Genomic DNA, 19,480 nt, shown 5'->3' on the forward strand with positions numbered 1-19,480 from the left:
AAAGCAATTGGCAAAGAGGATGATCGCGTTAATGGCTGTATTAAATGAGGATATACAAAATGTTGATTTTAATGTATCCACTCAAATAGCAGCGTATATGCAGGAAGGGTTGTTGGGTGATTTTGCAACAGCTACGACGGGGATTGGCTATTATTACGATAATATAAAAGATTATGACAAGGCGGTCCAATGGTATAAATTAGCTACTGAATTAAATGTCGCAGAAGGGCAGTTCTGTTTAGCTAATTACTATTATGAAGGGATTGGCGTTCAGGAAGATATAGAGAAAGCCTTTCAACTTTATGAACGAGCAGCATTGCAAGGTCATGCAGACGCTGCCAATAATCTAGCGGATATGTACTTTAATGGTGAATATGTTAAAGAAAACATGGATGAAGCGTATAAATGGTTTACAATAGCATCGAATGCAGGTGTAAAAGAAGCTCAATTTACTCTAGGCATTATGTATGAACAAGGTCTAAGTGTAAAAGAGAATATGGGGCAAGCATTGATGTTATATAAAACTTCAGCAGAAAATGGTTATACAGAAGCGCAATACCGACTAGGGAATATGTATGATCAAGGCATTGGGGTAAAGGAAAATAAGGAGCTAGCTTTTCAGTGGTATAAAAAAGCCGCAGAAGAAGGCAATGTAGATGCTGAATATAATGTTGGTTATATGTTTCAAAATGGAATTGGAACAACCGTAGACTACGATTTAGCACTAATATGGTATAAGTGTGCAGCAATGCAAGGTGATGCAAGCGCCAAGGTGCGCATTGGAGAAATGTACGAATTTGCTATGGGTGTCCCGATGGATATAAATTGTGCGATTGTTTGGTATGAACGTGCCATCAGTGCGGGAGATGAATTAGCTAAAAAGCATCTCGAACGGCTAGGGAATTATTAATGGTTGGTAAACCTGTTGAGTAGAAAAGTACTCATCAGGTTTTTTCGTATTTGGAATGAGGGAAGGGATGTTTAGAGGGGGATAGATCATCAACTTCTCTACTTTAATGATTTATCAAATAAACAGGAAAAGCACATTCAATGGGCTAATGAAAAATCACCTTGAATGTGCTTTTATGTTTGGAAAATATATTGTTTTTATATTAAACACGGACAAATCTATATCGATCTTTTATATAACGTTTAAAGTAGATACCTTTTGAGTCTGCTTCCATCAATTCATTATAAATTCTCTCAGGAACGCCGAAATATTCATAAACACCATCTTTAAACTCAATTCTTAAAATCATTGCACTAGGGTCGAAGCCCACATTTACTAATTTTGATGAAGTAACAGAAACCATATTCATAACGATCCCCTCCTAATTTCAGTATATACGAAAGCGCTTTCAAATGATAGGTAATTGTTTAATATTGTAATATTATATTGACTTTTCCAATTCAAATAAATTACTGTTTAAGTATGGAATACTATACTTTTTTTATTCGAAATAAAGAAAAAAATATTTACTATGGGGGGAAGAAATAATGATTAGAATGGCTACAGAACTAGACATTGATCAGCTTGCTCACTTTTTATCCAGCTGCAATGCAACTTCAAGGCGACATATTGGTTACTGTGGTCAAGATGAGCAAGAAATAAGGTCTACTTTACGACAAGGATTTTCAGACTTACCCTTTGAAAATTCTATGATCATTGCAGTTGAAAATGAACAGATTGTTGCAGCCATTGGACTTGATTTCGATGAGGATGATCAATCTGCAGAAGTATGGGGACCATTTGTTCAAAATGAAGTAACAGAAGTACTGTTACCTGAAATGTGGATGAAGTTATGTTTTCAGCTGCCCATGCCTTTGGAACACCCTCAATTTTTCATCAATATTAAAAATGAAGTCGCGAAAGATTTTACAAAAAACGTTGGTGCAAAAATGAAAGGACATCATTATATATTACATAAAGAACGTCAAAACCATAAGTTTGAAAGTACGGAAGAAATACTTCAATTGGATTCCACCAATGCCGAAGCTTTTCAAAACTTACACGACTTAGCATTCCCTAATGCGTATTATAATGCACAAACGATTTTGTCACGTCTGAATGAGCATCAAGTTGTATTTTGTTATTGTGATAACGAAGGAGTAAAGGGATATGTCTATGTAGAAGCAGATGCCGAGAACGGAGAAGGTACGATTGAGTTTATTGCCGTTGATGATCGGTTTCGTAAGCAAGGTATAGGAAGAAAATTGCTATTACATGGATTAGAATTTTTATTTACATATGATTCGATTGCGAAAATCTCTTTAACTGTTAAAAAGAATGAGAGAGGTGCAATTCATTTATACCAATCAGCTGGATTCAACATTGTACATGAACTTGTATTCATGAAGTGAATTTACAAATAACAGGGGGCATTACTATGTGGGAACAACAATTAATCGAAACATCTCGTGGAACGTTTGAAATTTTTGTAAAGGGAAGTGGCTCGCCACTTTGTGTAACACATTTATATAGTGAATTTAACAGTAATGGCAACACAGTAGCGAATCCTTTTACAGAGCATCATACTGTATATTTAGTGAATCTAAGAGGAGCAGGACAATCTGCACCATCTCTTACAGAGCATGATTTAAACATGAGTGAATCAGTGATGGATTTAGAAGCCATTCGAGAGGCGCTACAACATGAAAAATGGGCTTTTGCAGGGCATTCAACAGGAGGCATGTTAGCGCTAGTATATGCTATTTTAGCAGAGCAATCTTTAACAAAAGTCATCGCAGGAGGAGCAGCAGCATCTAACGAATATATGCGACATAAAGGTAGCATTTACTGCAAAGACAATGAAAATAATGAACGTATTAGAGATATTATGCAACAATTAAATGATCCACAAAAGCCATTGGAAGAGCGTCGAAAGTTAAATCGCGAGTGGACTGAGATGTCTATCTATTATAAAGACCGCTATGATGAATACTTTAACCGTCCAAATAGCGGAAAAGTAGTAAGTGATCGTCTAAACTACTATTCGTACGTTGAATTAAAGAACTATGATTTGAGAACACAGCTACCAGAAATCACTGTTCCGACATACATATACTGCGGATTATATGATACACAATGCCCTTATGATTTTTCACGAGAAATGGCGGAGCTAATACCAAATGCGCAGCTGTTTACGTTCGATGAAAGCAACCATTATCCATTCGTTGAGGAAGAGGAGAAGTTTGCTGAATTTGTTAAGGCTACACTATAAATTATAAGAAAGCTGCTACTGGAGTTTAGAATTGACTAGCTCCATCAGCAGCTTTCTATATTTAAGTAAAAGAGAGATTATATTTATTAAACATATTGAGGAAGTAAAGTGCTGCATCAAAAGATTTTTGCTTATAAGCAGTGAGCGCGCCACGAATAAACCATAATGATATAAAGTCTTTTAATAAAGAGAGATTAATAGATTCAATTTTAGAATAATATGAGATAAAACGATTGATATAGTGTTTAATCTCATTAGCATTATAGTGTGCTGGTGCATTTGATGTAAGGATTGCAGCTAAATCAAAATAAGGATGCCCAATTCTAGCCTCACCAAAATCGATAATAAATAATTCTTTGTTAAAAAGAGTATTCCAAATACCTAAATCGGCATGAATCCATTGCTTTTCAATAGAAGTTCTATTCACTAATTCCGTTATTTTCTTCTCCATTTCTGATACTGGAGGGAAGCGTTTATCTAGACTCCAACTTTCTTTAATAACTTCCCAAGTAATTAAAGTGTTAAAGCGATCAGCTCTCTCATGATTACTCTCAAAGGAGCGCATTGCGTTTCGCAGTTCAAAGAACACGTTAATCCATTCTTCCATCTGTACATCACATGTAGTAGAAGCAATGTATGATTGCAAATGGAAAACCTGTTCTTCGATTTGAATATACGAATTACCTTCATAGGTAGGATGAATTACAGGAACTATTTCTCTAGAACAATTTGTATTCAAATGCTGATGCAATAAAAATTCAAAGTCCGCGTCTGAAATGCTCTTCAGAGAACGCAAAATAAAACAATCAGAAAGAGTGTTAATTTTAATAGTCAGGGATGTTTGACCCTGATGCATTTGTTCAATCGATTCGATTTTATCTAAAGTGTATTGATATTCAATCTCATGTAAATGTTTATATAAATGCATATACGACCTCGAATTATTTTGACATTAATGTTCATTATAATTGATTATTAGCTAAATCTTATAGGAATTTATGTAAATTACTAATAAAAAAACCAGGCGTATTAAGAGCACCTGGCTAACCGGTATTAATCTTCAAATAAATCATCCATTAATTCCTGGATTTCCTTATCTCGTGTATGTCTAGCTGAAGGGTCAATTGTAACTTTTCCTTGGTGGAAGATTAAGACATCACCAGGTTGGGCACCATTTGGTAATTCAGAAATGGCGATATCTTGCATGCCATCTTCAAACTCTATGACGGCTATTTGACTTTCGAAACGATCAATTATCCCAGTTTTCATTATTGATTGTCCTTTACAGATATTTCTGAACCGGTTGACTTGAATACTATATTGCCCTGTTTATCGGTTCTATATACTTTTGCGCCCACTTTTTTTAGTCGATTTAATGTAACGGCAGTAGGATGTCCATAACCATTTGTAGCACTTACACTAATGGCAGCATAAGTTGGTTTCGCTTTTGCCAAAAATGCTTCAGATGTTGCTTCCTCAGCTCCGTGATGACTTACTTTTAGAACGTCTACTTGTGGTATTAGATTACTTGCTAGCATGTCATCTTCAGCAGGAAATTCAGCATCACCAGTGAATAGAAATTTATTATTACCATTCTGTAAAAGTAAAACAGCACTCCAGTCATTTAAATCACTTTGACTATATGTAGTAACCGGTGCAATGAATTTTAGCGATAAATTTTCTTCTGTCATAGGTATTTCCACCCCGGTTTTAGCTTGTGTAATTTTCAAACCTTGGTTCTTCACAGCAGTTAAGAAATTCTTATAAGCAATTGTTGTATGACTTACTTTTGGTGCGTACACTTTCTTAACTTTTATAGAATCTATGACTTCAGCAAGGCCGCCAACGTGGTCAGCATCCGGGTGAGTAGATACAACAGCATCTAATGTTGTCACATTGTTCTTTTGTAAGTAAGCAACGACTTCATCACCGGCCCCTTTATTACCAGCATCAATTAAGACATTTTCATTTTTTGATTGTATTAAAATAGAATCCCCTTGGCCAATGTCGATTATATGTACTAAGACATCGGATGCTTTACCTGTAAAAGGCTGGTCTGTTGATTTGTTTGAATCATTTGAGTCAGTAAGCTCAAAAATTAATCCAATAGCAATTAATAAAACTATAAATATACTTGTTTTTTTCATATAAAAACCTCCATTTACCACTTTAACATTGTTAGTACCTGATTTGTAGGGAGGTGAGAATTATTTAATAAACGATTACTTTAAAAATAATTACTAATAATTTGAAACAAATGTCAATTTCAAACGACTTATTAGTAAGGAACGAAAAGAGGTGATGTGTTGAGCAACTTACAAGTTAATATAGAAGAGCTATATGATGAGAAGTACCACGATGTCTATCATTTCGCATTGTATTATACGAACAATAAGCAAGAAGCAGAAGACATCTCCGAATTTATCTACAGTGATATTTAATACGCATAAAAATGCTTATACTTTGCTGGTATTTAAAGGAGATGTACGAAGCCGAATAGAAGTTAATAATAGAGTCACATTGCATTTCAAAGTTGTACCACTTATAGATTGTTTCGAGTATGAAACACTAATAGTAAGAAAGAGGGAAGAGGGTGTGTATCCTACAATCGATGATTATATAATTAAATAGAATTGAGAGGGGTATCTAAAATGCACTATCAAAGTTATGAAACACGTCATATTTTCATGGTACTAGCCATTTGTACTTTATTAATTTCGCCTTTATTTGTATTGCTTGTACCATTTGGGGTTGCAGAAACAATCTATTATCAATATGGTGTTCATGTTGTGTATGCACCGTCTATCAATTATTGGGTCTATGGAGCGGGATGGTTTTTAATCATTTTGGGCTTATCCATATTATTTTTATTAAAAATAAATAAAACCTCAATCGTGGTTGCCTTCGTTTGTTTGATTGGTAGCGGTGCTCTTTTTTACGGTGCAGCAAAGTCTTTTGTCATGATAACTGATGATTCTATTACTTATCGAGGAGTTTTTGCAAAAGAGGAAAGTAAATATGAATGGAATGAAGTAAGCAAGGTCAATTATTATAGAATGAGAGAAATGGATCCAGAAGCTTCATATTATGAATTTCAATTTAAAGACGGAGAGGTGCTTACATTAAAAGAGAATGCAAAAGTAGGTGAGGTTAAAGGTTTGATAGAATATAGCGTCATAAATACGGATGGGGAATTTAAAATGATTGAAAAAGAAGAAGAGTAATAAATAAAAACCAGCTTTGAGAATAATTTCTCATTAGCTGGTTTTGTTGTGTAGACTTTATAGATTAAAGAAAATCCCGATTAGAGAGTATATGATAATAGTCGAGAATAAAATAGTCATATGGTATAGAGAAAAAATAAACATTGATTTTGCCCATTTCTCTGGATTCTCTTTTTTAGTCCCTGAAATGCTGATTAGAAGCCACCAAATACTAAGAATAAGCGCTACTAACATAAGGCCAATACTTAAAGTACCAAGTGAAAGGCTAACCCCTATTAATAAAACTAAATAGATATTTGTTTGAATATACGTACGGCGCATGCCTTTTACGACAGGAAGCATTGGTACGTTTGCTGCTTTATAATCGTCATGCTTACGAATGGCGATTGCATAGAAGTGAGGCATTTGCCATAACACAGTTAATACAAATAACCCGATAATAGCAGGATGCGTAATATCTTGAGATATTGCTGCCCAACCAATTAGAGGAGGCATTGCTCCGGAAATACTGCCGATTTCTGTATTATATATAGTTCTACGTTTGCTCCACATTGTATAAGGAACCACATAAAAAAATAAACCTATGAATCCCATAAGTGCAGCCATTGGTGTTGCGTAAGCAAGAGCACCTAAGCCGATAATCGTCATCGCAATAGCTAAAATAAGGACCGTTTTAGCATTAATCGCACCAGTTACAGTTGGTCTGTTTTTTGTTCTTTGCATGACAGCATCGATATCACGGTCATATAAATTATTAAATGCACCGGCTGCACCAATTACTAATGCAGAACCAAATAGCGCGCATATAATCTCTAGAGTTTTGTCAAACGGGCTTATTTGATTTTTATATAAAGCTAATGTTAATCCTGCAATCATAGGGATCAAATTTGATTTGATAATTCCAGTCTTAACCGTTTGGGCTAATATTTTTGATAGAGGTTGCTTCGGCATCGTTTCCGACGATGATTCTACACTCTGATCAACTTTTACATCACTTTGCATTGTAAACCTCTTTCCTATTAATCATAAATAATAATACATTTTAAGCTCTATATTATAGTATCTCTTAAAAACTGCAAAACTTCCAGTAAATCAGAGCATAATTCTACGTAGATAGTACTTTTTAGACACAAAAAAAGTAATAAATTCTTCACAATATGCATTGTTTGAAGCCGTATCATTTTTATTGGAATATTGAAACGATATAATTCTACGTTTAATAGAGAATCACATATTTATGTCAGATTAAACTTTATAAAAATTAATTCGTATAATCTATTTGGAAATCTCCTTGAATAATATTAAAGTTAGATTAATACCTATTTGGAGGAGACAATAGACCATGAAAACAGAGAGAATGCTCTCGATATTGATTTATTTATTGCAGAAAAAGAAAGTATCTGCTGAAGAATTAGCGATTAAATTTGAAGTAAGTAAAAGAACGATATATCGGGATATGGATGCATTATCATCAATCGGCATTCCTATTATTTCGTATTTAGGAAAGAATGGAGGATTTACCTTAATTGATACTTATCAATTAGATAAATTCACCTTCAATGAAGAAGAAAAGAAATTCTTATTGGAAGGGCTATCATTGAAAAATGAACTATTTGATAGTCATCAATTATCAATATTACAAAGGAAAATAGAGCTATTGCAAGAAAAAAATGAAGACTATCATCCGCCAATTACGGTGTTATCATCCACATTACATCGAGAAACAATAGAAGAAGAAACAAAAGTAAAGGTAAAAAGCATACTTTCTGTAATTGAAGATGGACGTAAAATTTGCATCTCATATGTGTCACAAACCGCGAATTTATCTAATCGCATTGTTCAGCCAATAAAACTAAATTTTATGAATGGTAGCTGGTATTTAGAGGCTTTTTGTGAAGATAAAAAGGCTTTGAGATTATTCAAGTTAACTAGAATAAGAAATATGGAAGTCATAAAGGACAAGGCTAGATCCGTTTATAATCATAGCAATGGTTATTTAGTGCATAGCTCTATGAATGTGGAGCAGATTACATTACTGTTTTCAAAAAGTGAACTAGGGAAATTGTATGATTTTTTTACTGAAGATGAAATATCGATACTTGAGGATGGACGTATTAAGGTCGCCTTTCAATACGACGTTAACAAAAATATACTGCCATTTATCATGATGTTTGGTAGACGAGTAAAAATCCTTTCTCCAAAATGGCTGAAAGATGAATATATGAATGAAATAGAATTTATTTATAAAAGCTGACAGACAGTTGTCATATTATGAATGCTATTCTTCTTGTATAAACGAGAAGGAGGAATTGCAATGCATACAGCAATTAGTGAAAAACGGATTTATGGAAAAAGTGTTAGAACAAATAATCAAAATACAGACGCAATAGTCAGACTGTGGGAGGAGTTTCTTCGTTTAAATTTATCGGGTGAAATCTATGCAGTTTATAGTAATTATGCAAGTGATTTTACAGACGATTATGACCTACATATTGGTACAGAAGAGCAAATTACAAATGTTGTTAGTATCATAATTCCAGCAGATAACTACCTTATCATAGAAGTAGATCATGAGGATCCAAAAGGTGTTTTCAAGGCCTGGGAGAAAATCTGGAAAAGTGATATCAACAGAGCTTATAAAACAGATTTTGAACATTATTGTAAAGACGGTAGTATTAAGATTTATCTATCGGTCAATTCATGACTAATAATTTTGATCAATACCAGGAGAGTGACCAGATGAATAAAAAAAATCGACAATTACCAGCTACTGAACCTAATTGTCAAAATTCCTGGACTGACTCTGTTACTATTCATGATAACCTTATTGCAACGAGGGAACTAGTTTATAAACCATGTGGATTAATATTTTCTCAACCTCAATTTGAACCACAAAATGAGGCATATGGAGCCTATATATTTAGGTTAAATGATCTTTCGATTAGATTTCGCGTCGCTAAAATAACACCTACTAAAATTGGACAATTTGTGACGCTATGGGAGAGGGTTGGGGATGGACCAATTCAACCTTATGACGTATCGGAGTCAGTCGAATTCTTTGTTATTAGTGCCGAAAATGGTAATCAATTTGGTCAGTTTGTATTTCCAAAAGCTGTTTTATGCAAGTAGGATATAATATCCAATAAAGGAAAAGGGGGTAAACGTGCAATTCGCGTTTATCCACCTTGGGATAAGCCCACAAGCAGGCAAGCTAAAAAAACACAAGAATGGCAACTAAAATATTTTTTAGAGATTCCTCGAAATACAGCAGTAGACTATGTTCGTGCGAAGACTCTTTACAGTCTAAAATATTAGGTATACTTAGCATATAGACTTTTGTATCGTATTTTAGCCAACCAGTTTGATTGTTCTAGGCCAAATCGCATGCCAGTTTTAAAACTTAATAATTATTCTAAAATAAAATGTTGACAAAAATGAAACAAGACCGTATAGTATGGGATATTGATTTAAAATTTTCTGAAATAATGTTTCAAAACGCAATGATTAGGAGTAGTAAAAGCTTATTATTTGGTCTAGAGAGCTGCGGGTTGGTGCAACGCAGTCCAATAATACTTTGAACTTGCCTAGGAGTGGTAAAGTGGAAAAAATAGACAGACTATTCTTTTTATTTTAACGTTTAACCTTCGTTACCAGGTTTTTAAAGTTGGGTTCATGAATAAGAACCAATAAGAGTGGTACCGCGGTTTGCTTAAGGCATATCGTCTCTTCTTTCATTTGATGATGAAGGAAGAGACGATATGCTTTTTTTGATTATTGGAGGTAAGGATATGGAAAGTGACAAACAAAATTTACAAAGAACAATGACTTCACGACATATTACGATGATGGCATTAGGTGGAGCAATTGGTGCAGGATTATTTAAAGGGAGTAGTGCAGCCATTGATATGGCAGGACCATCCGTAATACTAGCGTACTTAATTGGTGGTATCATTCTATTGTTCGTAATGCAAGGATTAGCTGAAATGGCAGTCCGTAATAGCAATGCAAGGACATTTAGAGATTTAGTTCAATCGATTTTAGGGAAGTACCCAGCTTATTTTTTAGACTGGATTTATTGGAAGATGTGGGTATTAAACATCACAGCAGAGTCTATTGTTGCTGCAATCTTCATTCAATATTGGCTACCAGATTACCCAATTTGGATACTTGCTTTATCAGTATCAGTGTTAGTTACAGTTATCAACTTACTATCAGTTAAAGCTTTTGCTGAAACGGAATACTGGCTTGCGTTAATAAAAATTACCGTAATCATAGTGTTTATCATAGCTGGATTCATATTATTACTCGTAACTTTTGGTGATCATACAGCTGTTGGGTTTTCTAATCTAACGAGTCATGGTGGTTTCTTTCCGAACGGCTCAACAGGTTTAATTACTGCAATGCTTGTAGTTATTTATTCTTACGGAGGAACAGAAATTATTGGTGTCACATTAGCTGAAACGAAAAATCCTGAAAAAGTGGTACCAAAAGCAGTTCGCAGTACATTAGTACGAATCATTGCTTTCTATCTAGTACCATTCTTAATTATCGTCAGCTTGATTCCTTGGTATGAAGTTAACGGAGTACCAGAAAGTCCGTTTGTGTTGGTATTCAAAATGATCGGTATCCCAGGGGCAGACCATATTATGAATGCGGTTGTGTTACTTGCGATTATTTCATCGATGAATTCTGGATTATATGGCTCATCACGTGTTCTATATACTCAAGCTATGGACGGACGTATTCCGAAAGTCTTTTCAAAATTATCGAAAAAGAAAGTACCGGTATATTCAATACTATTATGTACATCTGTCTTATATATTGGTGTGTTAATTTCATTATTTGCAGGGAGCAAGACTTTTGATTTTCTAATGGGTTCCCTAGGATATACGGTATTATGTATTTGGTTAATCATTGCAATTGCTCATGTGAAATCGCGTAAAAAACAACCGGAGCAAACGAGTGCTTATGCCGTTAAATGGTTCCCTTATACAACTTGGTTTGCCATCATTGCTTTAAGTGCAATTCTGATTGGTATTATTTTCACAACATCAATTATCGTTACTAGTATTACACTAGCAATCTATATTTTTATTACTTTAACTTATATTTTTAAGGGTCGTTTACATCAAAATGAAGCATAATATTTAATAGAGAAAACGCTTGGAAGATAGATTATCCAAGCGTTTTTTCTATTTTTTTATAAAATCAGTGATTAGCTGAACGGTCTTTCTAGTTTCTTCTTCAAAAAATTCCATCTTACTAAAGTAACTATGGATTAATCCGGGCATAATCACATGATGTGTTGAAACACCTGCTTCTTTTAAACGGTTTGCATAGGAAACGCCTTCGTCAAAAAGAACATCATATTCAGCTGCAATAATAATGGCTCTTGGTAAATAGCTTAAATCATCTTGTAGGAGAGGGGAAACGGCACTGTTTCGATAATCTACTTCATTATTAACATAATGCTCTCCAAACCAGTTCATACCATCACGATCTAATCCAAGGTCATGAGCATAGTTTTCATAAGAAGCAGTGGTCATATCCATATTCGTCACTGGATAGATTAGTGCTTGTGCAGTGATGAGTGGACCGTTTTGCTCTTTTGCCATATGTGTAACAACTGTTGCTAGGTTACCACCTGCACTATCTCCTGCAACGACAATCTTAGTAGAATCTCCATTTAATTCAGCTGCAAACTCATAGACCCATAAAAGGGTATCAAAGGCGTCATATAAAGGAGTTGGGAATTTATATTCTGGTGCAAGGCGGTAATCGACAGAAACAACGATTGCATTTGCTTCAGCTGCTAATAAGTGACAACCTGCATCTGCCGTTTCTAAATTACCGAAAACCCATCCCCCCCCATGATAGTAAATAATAATAGGGAAGGGGCCTTTACCGTTTGGCGTGTATATGCGAACATTAATTTCACTACCATCTCGAACAGGTATTTTACGATCTATTATTTGTTTTAGTAAAGGTAAGTCAATCAATGGTTTTGGGTATTGTGCTCTTGCTGCCCGAACCTCCGCTGGTTGTTGAGTATAGTATTTGGGTGATTTTTTGGCGTCAGCGATATATTGTTTAGATGTATTTGTTAGGTTTAACATTAAATCATTCATCAAATCATCCTTTCAAGTTCAAATATTAATTCGATTATACACTATTCCTATAAGAAAGGTAGGTATTTGTTTTTAGTTAAGAAAAAAGCAGACAGAATGTAACGCTATGTAGCGAAAAATTCTGTCTGCGAAGATTTTATGATAAAGCTGAATCCTTTTTAATAACGGCCGTTACTGCATCATAAATGGTACTAGCGAAATGGTCATTTTGCAGGGAAGTGACACCTTGGATTGTAGTACCTCCAGGTGAACAAACTTGATCAACAAGTTCCCATGGGTGTTCGTCAGATTCTAAAATCATCTTAGCACTGCCTAGGACGGAGCTGGCGGCAATTTCTAATGCCATTTTCTTATCCATTCCCTCGCGCACAGCAGCTCTTGCTAATGAATCAATATATAAATACGTAAAGGCAGGGGATGCACCACCAATTGCCGAGAAAATTGTAAATAGATTTTCTGGTAATTCTATAATAGAGCCAATAGTTCCAAACAAAGATTCTACGATTTCTTTATGCTGTTCATTAACAGTTGATGAAATGGAGTAGCAAGTTGTAGAAGCACCTACGATGGCATTAATATTGGGCATAACGCGGATAATCGGTGTATCTACTTGTATGTTTTGTTGTATATAGTCAATAGATTTTCCTGCTGCGACTGAAATAATAAGATGATTTTCTTGGATATATTTTTGAACCCCTAATAATACTTCAGGTAATACTTGAGGTTGGACTGCTAATACAATGACATCAGCATTTGTCAGGATATCTTTAATAGAATCACTTGCAATCAGTCCATAGTTGTCCGCAAGATGATTTGTTTTAGTAACTGTTCGGTTATAACCATAAATGTCTGTAGATGAAAATTGTTTACTATTGTACATGCCTTTAATAATGGCAGAGGCCATACTACCAAGGCCGATAAATCCATATTTCATTCTTACACTCTCCTAACATATTCTATCAGTATAGTACAGACTGTTAGTGTTGGATAGTGTTTGATATTAACAACCAGGGATGAAAGATTGTTATTGTATTCCTTAAAGTGTAGAAGAGGGAAGTATGGGGAAAAGAAACAATAGAGAAGAGGAAATGAAAGTTACCTAGGTATATGTTGCTTTTTCAAAATGCTGATAAATCAGGTTTTGAGATGTATATACATTATTTTTATTTTATGCTTAAAAAAGAATGGTAATTCTAAAACATAGCATAATCAATATTACCAACTAATGTTTTTATTAATAGGAGTAGTTTTTAAAGCGCTACTTATTTCATTTTATCAAGAAAGTCTTCTGCATTTAATGACAAATGTTTAAGTAACTTCAATGTAGCTTCCTGTTCCTCTTCTGATAAACCGTCTGTAATCACATTTTTCCAACCTGATAAAATTGCTATAAGTGTCGGTTCTAAAGCATGTGCTTTTTCAGTCAAATACAGTTTTTTTATTCTTTTATCTACATTAAAAACTTTTCTTACTACATAACCTTCTTGTTCTAGCTTTGCAATTGCTCTGGCAGCAGTTCCTTTATCCATTTTTAATAAATGGGCTATTTCATCTTGTGATAAACCTTCTTGTTGATATAAAGCAGCTAGAAATTGATATTGACCAGCGCCTAGATTATATTCCTTTAGTTGTGCGTTCATATATATATTGCCATATCGATGTAGCATGGAAACCCAACGACCAATGGACTCTTCTTTATCAATTTTCATTATGATACCCCTTTTAAGATGAAATTCTTTGTAAGATCATTATACAAAAAATAAATATAATCCCCAATAAGAAACAAGATCAAGATACTTGATTTATAAAACAGTATATCTTATTATTAGTTGCATACACAACTAATTTATATAAAACATATAAAAAAATAAGTATTAACGCTTTATATTTAGTTGCACAAGCAATTACATGGTTTTAAAATGTGTTATTTGAAGAAGGAGATGTTAATCATGGGGAAAATAAATAATCAAGTAAATCCTATGGAGATGGCTAATAAGGAAAAAGTTTGGATTTTATCTGTTTTAGTACTTGGCTCATTTATGACGGTTTTAAATCAAACTTTATTAAATGTAGCTATTCCAGAGTTAAGTATAGTTTTTAATCTAGAAATTAGTAGTATCCAGTGGTTGAATACAGGATTTATAATGGTCAACGGGATTGTAATTCCGATAACGGCATATTTCGTCGGGAAATTTACTACTAGACAATTATTTATTAGTTCAATTGGACTTTTTACAATCGGAAGTATTGTCAGTGCATTGGCGCCTAGCTTTGCGGCTTTATTAGTAGGGCGATTATTACAAGCAGCTGGAGCTGGAGTGATCATGCCTCTTGTACAAACAGTGATATTTAGCTTATTTCCACCTGAAAAGAGAGGGAAGGCCATGGGGATGGTTGGTATTGCCATGACCTTCGCGCCTGCAATAGGCCCTTCATTATCTGGATGGATGCTACAACATTACTCTTGGAGAGCTTTGTTTTATATTGTGATACCTCTAGGTATTCTAAACTTAATCTTCGCTATGTTCTTTTTACAAAATGTAAATAAGACAAGTAATCCAAGATTTGATCTACTTGGCGTTGTTACATCATCTATAGGGTTAGGCTCATTATTGTACAGTTTTTCAATGGCGGGAAGTGTTGGATGGAGTGCAAATCAAGTATTAATCACGATGTTCGTAGGAGTTCTTTTTATTGTTTTATTTATTTGGCGCGAGTCTGTGGCAAAACAACCGATGCTCAATTTAGTTGTTTTTAAAAATAAACAATTTTCTCTTGCGGTTGTCATTGCTGCATTTGTGGCATTTGCGATGTTTAGTGTGGAATTGTTAACGCCAATTTATATCCAAAGTATGTTAGGTCTTTCCACTATGCAAACGGGTATTATGTTATTGCCAGGTGCAATATTAATGGGTGTTATGTCACCGATAGCAGGCATTATTTTAGATCGCTACGGCATACGAGTATTAACGTTTATCGGTATGACTTTAATTGTCATTACTTCTTGGTTATATTCAAACTTAAGTTTAGATGCTAGTTTGTTTTATGTATCTGCATTATATGCTGTTTATATGATGGGAATTGCTTTGACGATGATGACTGTTTTAACTTTCGGTTTAAATCAGTTACCAAAATCTTTAGGTAGTCATGGAGCAGCCGCTGCTAATACAGCTCGTATGATTGCTGGATCGATTGGGACAGCATTGTTGACGACGATAATGTCAACTAAATCAAGGGAATACCTACCTGAATTATCAGGTGAATTATCGAAAGGTGAAGCGATTAGTACAGCAAGTGTGTTAGGTATGCAAGATGCATTTCTTGTAACGACTACTTTAGCTTTGGTTGTATTAATATTAAGTATGTTTTTAAAGAAAAATAGATAGATAGAATCTCCAATAAAATTATTTTGTAAATAAAAAACATCGTAGTCAAATGTACTACGATGTTTTTTGTATATAGGTTTATTCAGTAGCAAGCATTTCAAGTTTTGCTAATAATTCTTCTCTTTTTTCTTTCAACTTTGGAGATTTGCTTACTTTGAGTGCTTTATTGACTGCTTTCAGTGCTTCTTTCAACTGATTTTGTTGTTCGAATAGACTGATTAGCAGTAAATGTAATCTTGTGTATTTAGGGAACAGTTCAAGTCCCTCATAAGCAGCTTCAAAAGCTTCGTCCATTCGACCTAAATCACGTAAAAGCTCAACCTTCAATACGCGTGGTCTGTCATAAGTTGGTGATAATCGGATAGATTCTTCTGCTAATTGAAGTGCCCAATTTTTTTTGTTTGTCTTAGAGCAATGAATTGCTAAAATACGATGATACTCAGTTGATTTTGATCGAAGTGTTCGTTCATAATTAGGAATAGGTTCCTCGGCCATGAATCTTTTTACAATATCCTTTAATATACCTATTTGAGATAGATAAATTGAAATACGGTGTCCAGCATATGGGTAGTAAATGTACTTTGCATTTGGATAAGCTTTTTTGATTACCTTTTTCATGTATTTACTATCAATAGCATCTTTTGGGTCGTAAATAATCGTCGGAGTAATCCTAGGATTATAAGGATGCTGTAACTCGTGTTGGAAAACCGTTTCAACTCGCATTTTAGTACCATGGTTAGGATGTGCAGAGTTTCTAGGACTGAGTGCTAGAATATTACAATCAATTGTTGAACCAAAATACAATGCACTATAGCCACCTAGGCTAGTACCATACGCGAATTTTTTTTCATAACCATCAGCCAATTTTGCAACAGTTTCATAATACTCTTCACGTGAGATATCTTGGTGATAGTTTTTCGTAGTTCTGCGTCTTAATGAGATTAAATCCACTCTTTTTTTCTTTAATAAGTTGAAAGCGAAAGGTGTTCTTTCCCATGTTTTATCAATGGAGTCAAACGTTGCGAACACAGTGTTTGTTGGTTCGATGAATTTATAGAACTCAATTCTACTCTCACCATTATCAAATAGTGTGACTTTTCGATAGCCGTCTTCAAAAAGTTCTGGCAGCTCATCAACATACTTTGTCAAACATTCAGCGAATAATGACCTAGCTTTTTCATGTTCGCCTACAATTTGATAGGCAATACTTAAGTCAACGAGCACCGAAGCAGGTACCTTTTCACCTAAAAATTGCACGAGTTCTTCAACTCTTTGAATAGCTATAGGCCAATCTTTTGAGGCAAATGCTAATTCGACGTATTTATATTGAAGTGTTTCATCCGCAGGGTTCTCCTTTACTAGCAACTCAAGTATTTCACCTGCTTCTGAATAGTGTCTGTTATTAATCAAATATTTATATAGTTTATAAGTAAGAGTAGAATTTGTTTTTCGTGGAATATTTACTAAAATTCTAGGTAAATGCTTTGCCACATCGCTCCAATTTTTTTTACGAACATAGATTTTCATCAATTCAGTATGAACAGATAGATTCAGTGGATATATTTTTGAACCTTCTTCTAATAATTTTTTTGCTTGAGCAACTTTATTATCACGTTTCAGTTGTTTGGCAAAATCAATATAGTTAGATTTGCTAGGGACAGCTTCTTTTTTCGCTAAAATGTTTTCGGCAATTTGAGTGATAACGTCCTTATTTTCATTTTGTGTAGATATAGCCATGATAATCTCCTTTTTATGTTTCAAAGCTAATACAGTATAAGCTTTTTTATATCAATTCTGAGTAAGGAATATGAAACTAGTGCACATTTCCCGTGTCAAATTACATTAACTCTTTCAATTAAATCATGAAAATCATTGGTATAGGGACAAATCAATGGATTTGTTATAAAACTGTTACAAGTGTTACAGAACTAATATATAATTGTAACCTAAATGAAACATAATTGGTTGTAAAAATGGTATTTTTATGCGCATATTGACCGAAATCATACTAATATATCAAATAAATATGAATAATATGGGTTGATGGTGAACCTATTCTATTATTTTCTTGAAAATCTTGTACGAATTATCTTAACAGAGAATGGAGAATATATATGATATTACAAAATGAACAATTAGTAGTTCGGAAATTAGAAAGAAATGATGATATTTATCTTGCGAAATGGCTTTCAGACGCAAATATTTTAACGTATTACGAAGGCAAAGATAATCCATTTGATATAGAAAAAGTACATGAAAAATTTTACGATGTTAACGAAGAAGAAACTAGATGTATTATTGAATACGGTGGCGTGAGTATCGGTTATATTCAGTTTTATCCTATAGAGCATGAGGATAGGGTCGCTTATGAATACAATAACGATGCTGAAGTTATTTATGGGTTAGATCAATTTATTGGTGAATCTAGTTATTGGAATAAAGGTATAGGCACCAAGCTTATTTTAGCGATGAAGGATTACTTAGTCAACGAGAAAAAGGCTGATATCCTTGTTATGGATCCGCAAGCTTGGAATGAAAGAGCCATTCATTGCTATGAAAAATGTGGTTTTAAGAAAGTACGATATTTACCAAAGCAAGAGATGCATGAAGGTGAATTAAGAGATTGCTGGTTAGTGGAGTATAGAGCACGTTAGGGATAAGACAAATAAAAAGGACGGGAGCAGAAAATATGCTGTCGTCCTTTTCAAATTTTAAAATTGAGTTACTTTTCGCCCTTGCCCAAAAGGAATACACATTGGCGTACCGAAAATAGGGTCAGCTGTTATTTCACAATCTAGATCAAAGACCTCTTTGATAAGGGTTTCGTTTATAATGTCCTCAGGCTTGCCTTTTTTATAAACGGTTTTGTTAGCTACGGTAATAATATGATGAGCATAACGGCAAGCTAAATTAATGTCGTGTAAGACCATGATGATTGTCCGGTTTTCTTGAATATTCAACTCATATAGTAGATCGAGAATTTCGATTTGATGCGTTAAATCTAAATAAGTAGTCGGTTCATCTAATAATATAATATCAGTATCTTGCGCCAATGTCATAGCAATCCAGGCACGTTGTCGTTGTCCACCTGATAGTTCATCAACAGGTTTGTCTTTCAATTCTGCAACACCTGTAGCCTTTAGTGCATTCATGACGAGCTCTTCATCTTCTTTTGTCCATTGCTTACGCCAGCTTTGGTAAGGATAACGACCTTGCTTAACAAGTTGCAGCACAGTTAACCCCTCTGGTGCGGTAGGAGATTGAGGTAAAATTGAGAGTTTTTTAGCCACTTGCTTAGTTGATAGTTTAAAGACATCCTCTGCTTCTAATAATACAGTGCCATGCGTTGGTTTTAATAATCTTGCAATAGAGCGCAAAAGAGTGGATTTACCACAACCATTTCCACCGATTAACACGGTGATTTCACCCTTTGGAATTGTGATATTTAAATCTTTTATAATAACGGAATCTCCATAACCTAATGTAAGTGATTTCGTTTCAATTGTTTCTGTCAAAGGTTT

20 protein-coding genes, 1 pseudogene and 1 other annotated feature are annotated in these 19,480 nt (G+C 34.3%); of the genes and pseudogenes, 11 read left to right on the plus strand and 10 right to left on the minus strand.

The genetic code is table 11. From position 1 onward, the window contains the following. Nucleotides 1-31 precede the first annotated feature (31 nt). Complete coding sequence (locus AC3IS5_RS07635; RefSeq protein ID WP_489427250.1) at nt 32-910, plus strand: tetratricopeptide repeat protein; 879 nt, start codon at nt 32-34, stop codon at nt 908-910. A 202-nt stretch (nt 911-1,112) separates the two neighbouring features. On the opposite strand, the gene AC3IS5_RS07640 is transcribed toward AC3IS5_RS07635, so the two are convergent. Then, nucleotides 1,113-1,319, minus strand: a complete 207-nt coding sequence (locus AC3IS5_RS07640; RefSeq protein ID WP_053416125.1) for a KTSC domain-containing protein — start codon at nt 1,317-1,319, stop codon at nt 1,113-1,115. A 178-nt stretch (nt 1,320-1,497) separates the two neighbouring features. Here AC3IS5_RS07640 and AC3IS5_RS07645 point away from each other — a divergent pair, with 178 nt between their 5' ends. Next, nucleotides 1,498-2,361 (plus strand): GNAT family N-acetyltransferase, encoded by an 864-nt coding sequence (locus AC3IS5_RS07645; protein WP_489427251.1) that lies wholly within the window; start codon nt 1,498-1,500, stop codon nt 2,359-2,361. Nucleotides 2,362-2,387: 26 nt separating this feature from the next. After that, a complete protein-coding gene (locus tag AC3IS5_RS07650) occupies nt 2,388-3,221 on the plus strand; it encodes an alpha/beta fold hydrolase (RefSeq protein ID WP_489427252.1) in 834 nt (277 codons plus the stop codon). 61 nt (nt 3,222-3,282) lie between these two features. On the opposite strand, the gene AC3IS5_RS07655 is transcribed toward AC3IS5_RS07650, so the two are convergent. The 3 genes from AC3IS5_RS07655 to AC3IS5_RS07665 form a co-directional block, all read right to left on the minus strand. Further along, a complete protein-coding gene (locus AC3IS5_RS07655) occupies nt 3,283-4,149 on the minus strand; it encodes a phosphotransferase (RefSeq protein WP_489427253.1) in 867 nt (288 codons plus the stop codon). 125 nt (nt 4,150-4,274) lie between these two features. After that, nucleotides 4,275-4,490 (minus strand): DUF3006 domain-containing protein, encoded by a 216-nt coding sequence (locus AC3IS5_RS07660; RefSeq protein WP_489427254.1) that lies wholly within the window; start codon nt 4,488-4,490, stop codon nt 4,275-4,277. Then, a complete protein-coding gene (locus AC3IS5_RS07665; protein WP_489427255.1) occupies nt 4,490-5,368 on the minus strand; it encodes a ComEC/Rec2 family competence protein in 879 nt (292 codons plus the stop codon). The genes AC3IS5_RS07660 and AC3IS5_RS07665 overlap by 1 nt, the downstream gene beginning before the upstream one ends. Before the next feature lie 159 nt (nt 5,369-5,527). Between AC3IS5_RS07665 and AC3IS5_RS07670 the strand changes: the two genes are divergently transcribed. Next, the gene (locus AC3IS5_RS07670; protein ID WP_489427256.1) at nt 5,528-5,662 is read left to right on the plus strand and encodes a hypothetical protein; all 135 of its coding nucleotides are present in this window, start codon (nt 5,528-5,530) and stop codon (nt 5,660-5,662) included. Between the two features lie 210 nt (nt 5,663-5,872). Continuing rightward, nucleotides 5,873-6,445, plus strand: a complete 573-nt coding sequence (locus AC3IS5_RS07675; protein ID WP_489427257.1) for a hypothetical protein — start codon at nt 5,873-5,875, stop codon at nt 6,443-6,445. A gap of 57 nt (nt 6,446-6,502) precedes the next feature. Here the strand turns inward: AC3IS5_RS07675 and cyoE are convergent, their stop codons facing one another. Next, nucleotides 6,503-7,447, minus strand: coding sequence for a heme o synthase (gene cyoE, locus AC3IS5_RS07680; protein WP_489427258.1), 945 nt, complete (start codon nt 7,445-7,447; stop codon nt 6,503-6,505). A gap of 340 nt (nt 7,448-7,787) precedes the next feature. Between cyoE and AC3IS5_RS07685 the strand changes: the two genes are divergently transcribed. The 4 genes and pseudogenes from AC3IS5_RS07685 (at nt 7,788) to AC3IS5_RS07700 (ending at nt 11,589) form a co-directional block, all read left to right on the plus strand. Beyond that, the gene (locus AC3IS5_RS07685; RefSeq protein ID WP_489427259.1) at nt 7,788-8,699 is read left to right on the plus strand and encodes a helix-turn-helix transcriptional regulator; all 912 of its coding nucleotides are present in this window, start codon (nt 7,788-7,790) and stop codon (nt 8,697-8,699) included. A gap of 60 nt (nt 8,700-8,759) precedes the next feature. Continuing rightward, a complete protein-coding gene (locus AC3IS5_RS07690) occupies nt 8,760-9,149 on the plus strand; it encodes a GyrI-like domain-containing protein (RefSeq protein ID WP_489427260.1) in 390 nt (129 codons plus the stop codon). A gap of 35 nt (nt 9,150-9,184) precedes the next feature. After that, a pseudogene (locus tag AC3IS5_RS07695) lies at nt 9,185-9,760 on the plus strand (MepB family protein). 176 nt (nt 9,761-9,936) lie between these two features. Next, nucleotides 9,937-10,175: a binding site (T-box leader), on the plus strand. Nucleotides 10,176-10,233: 58 nt separating this feature from the next. After that, entirely contained in the window at nt 10,234-11,589 is a 1,356-nt protein-coding gene (locus AC3IS5_RS07700) for an amino acid permease (protein ID WP_489427261.1), read from the plus strand. A 48-nt stretch (nt 11,590-11,637) separates the two neighbouring features. Here AC3IS5_RS07700 and AC3IS5_RS07705 read toward each other — a convergent pair whose 3' ends face one another. The 3 genes from AC3IS5_RS07705 to AC3IS5_RS07715 form a co-directional block, all read right to left on the minus strand. Continuing rightward, entirely contained in the window at nt 11,638-12,573 is a 936-nt protein-coding gene (locus AC3IS5_RS07705) for an alpha/beta hydrolase (protein ID WP_489427262.1), read from the minus strand. A 136-nt stretch (nt 12,574-12,709) separates the two neighbouring features. Further along, complete coding sequence (gene proC, locus AC3IS5_RS07710) at nt 12,710-13,507, minus strand: pyrroline-5-carboxylate reductase (RefSeq protein WP_489427263.1); 798 nt, start codon at nt 13,505-13,507, stop codon at nt 12,710-12,712. Between the two features lie 328 nt (nt 13,508-13,835). After that, on the minus strand, nt 13,836-14,282 hold the full coding sequence (locus tag AC3IS5_RS07715) for a MarR family winged helix-turn-helix transcriptional regulator (RefSeq protein WP_489427264.1): 447 nt from the start codon (nt 14,280-14,282) through the stop codon (nt 13,836-13,838). Nucleotides 14,283-14,522: 240 nt separating this feature from the next. On the opposite strand from AC3IS5_RS07715, the gene AC3IS5_RS07720 reads away from it, so the two are divergent. Then, the gene (locus AC3IS5_RS07720) at nt 14,523-15,959 is read left to right on the plus strand and encodes a DHA2 family efflux MFS transporter permease subunit (protein WP_489427265.1); all 1,437 of its coding nucleotides are present in this window, start codon (nt 14,523-14,525) and stop codon (nt 15,957-15,959) included. Nucleotides 15,960-16,037: 78 nt separating this feature from the next. Here AC3IS5_RS07720 and AC3IS5_RS07725 read toward each other — a convergent pair whose 3' ends face one another. Further along, entirely contained in the window at nt 16,038-17,696 is a 1,659-nt protein-coding gene (locus tag AC3IS5_RS07725; protein ID WP_489427266.1) for a tetratricopeptide repeat protein, read from the minus strand. A 377-nt stretch (nt 17,697-18,073) separates the two neighbouring features. On the opposite strand from AC3IS5_RS07725, the gene AC3IS5_RS07730 reads away from it, so the two are divergent. Next, nucleotides 18,074-18,613, plus strand: a complete 540-nt coding sequence (locus AC3IS5_RS07730; protein WP_489427267.1) for a GNAT family N-acetyltransferase — start codon at nt 18,074-18,076, stop codon at nt 18,611-18,613. A 57-nt stretch (nt 18,614-18,670) separates the two neighbouring features. On the opposite strand, the gene AC3IS5_RS07735 is transcribed toward AC3IS5_RS07730, so the two are convergent. Then, a complete protein-coding gene (locus AC3IS5_RS07735; protein WP_489427268.1) occupies nt 18,671-19,474 on the minus strand; it encodes an ABC transporter ATP-binding protein in 804 nt (267 codons plus the stop codon). Nucleotides 19,475-19,480 lie beyond the last annotated feature (6 nt).

This window comes from Viridibacillus sp. KH_047 (assembly GCF_057838945.1).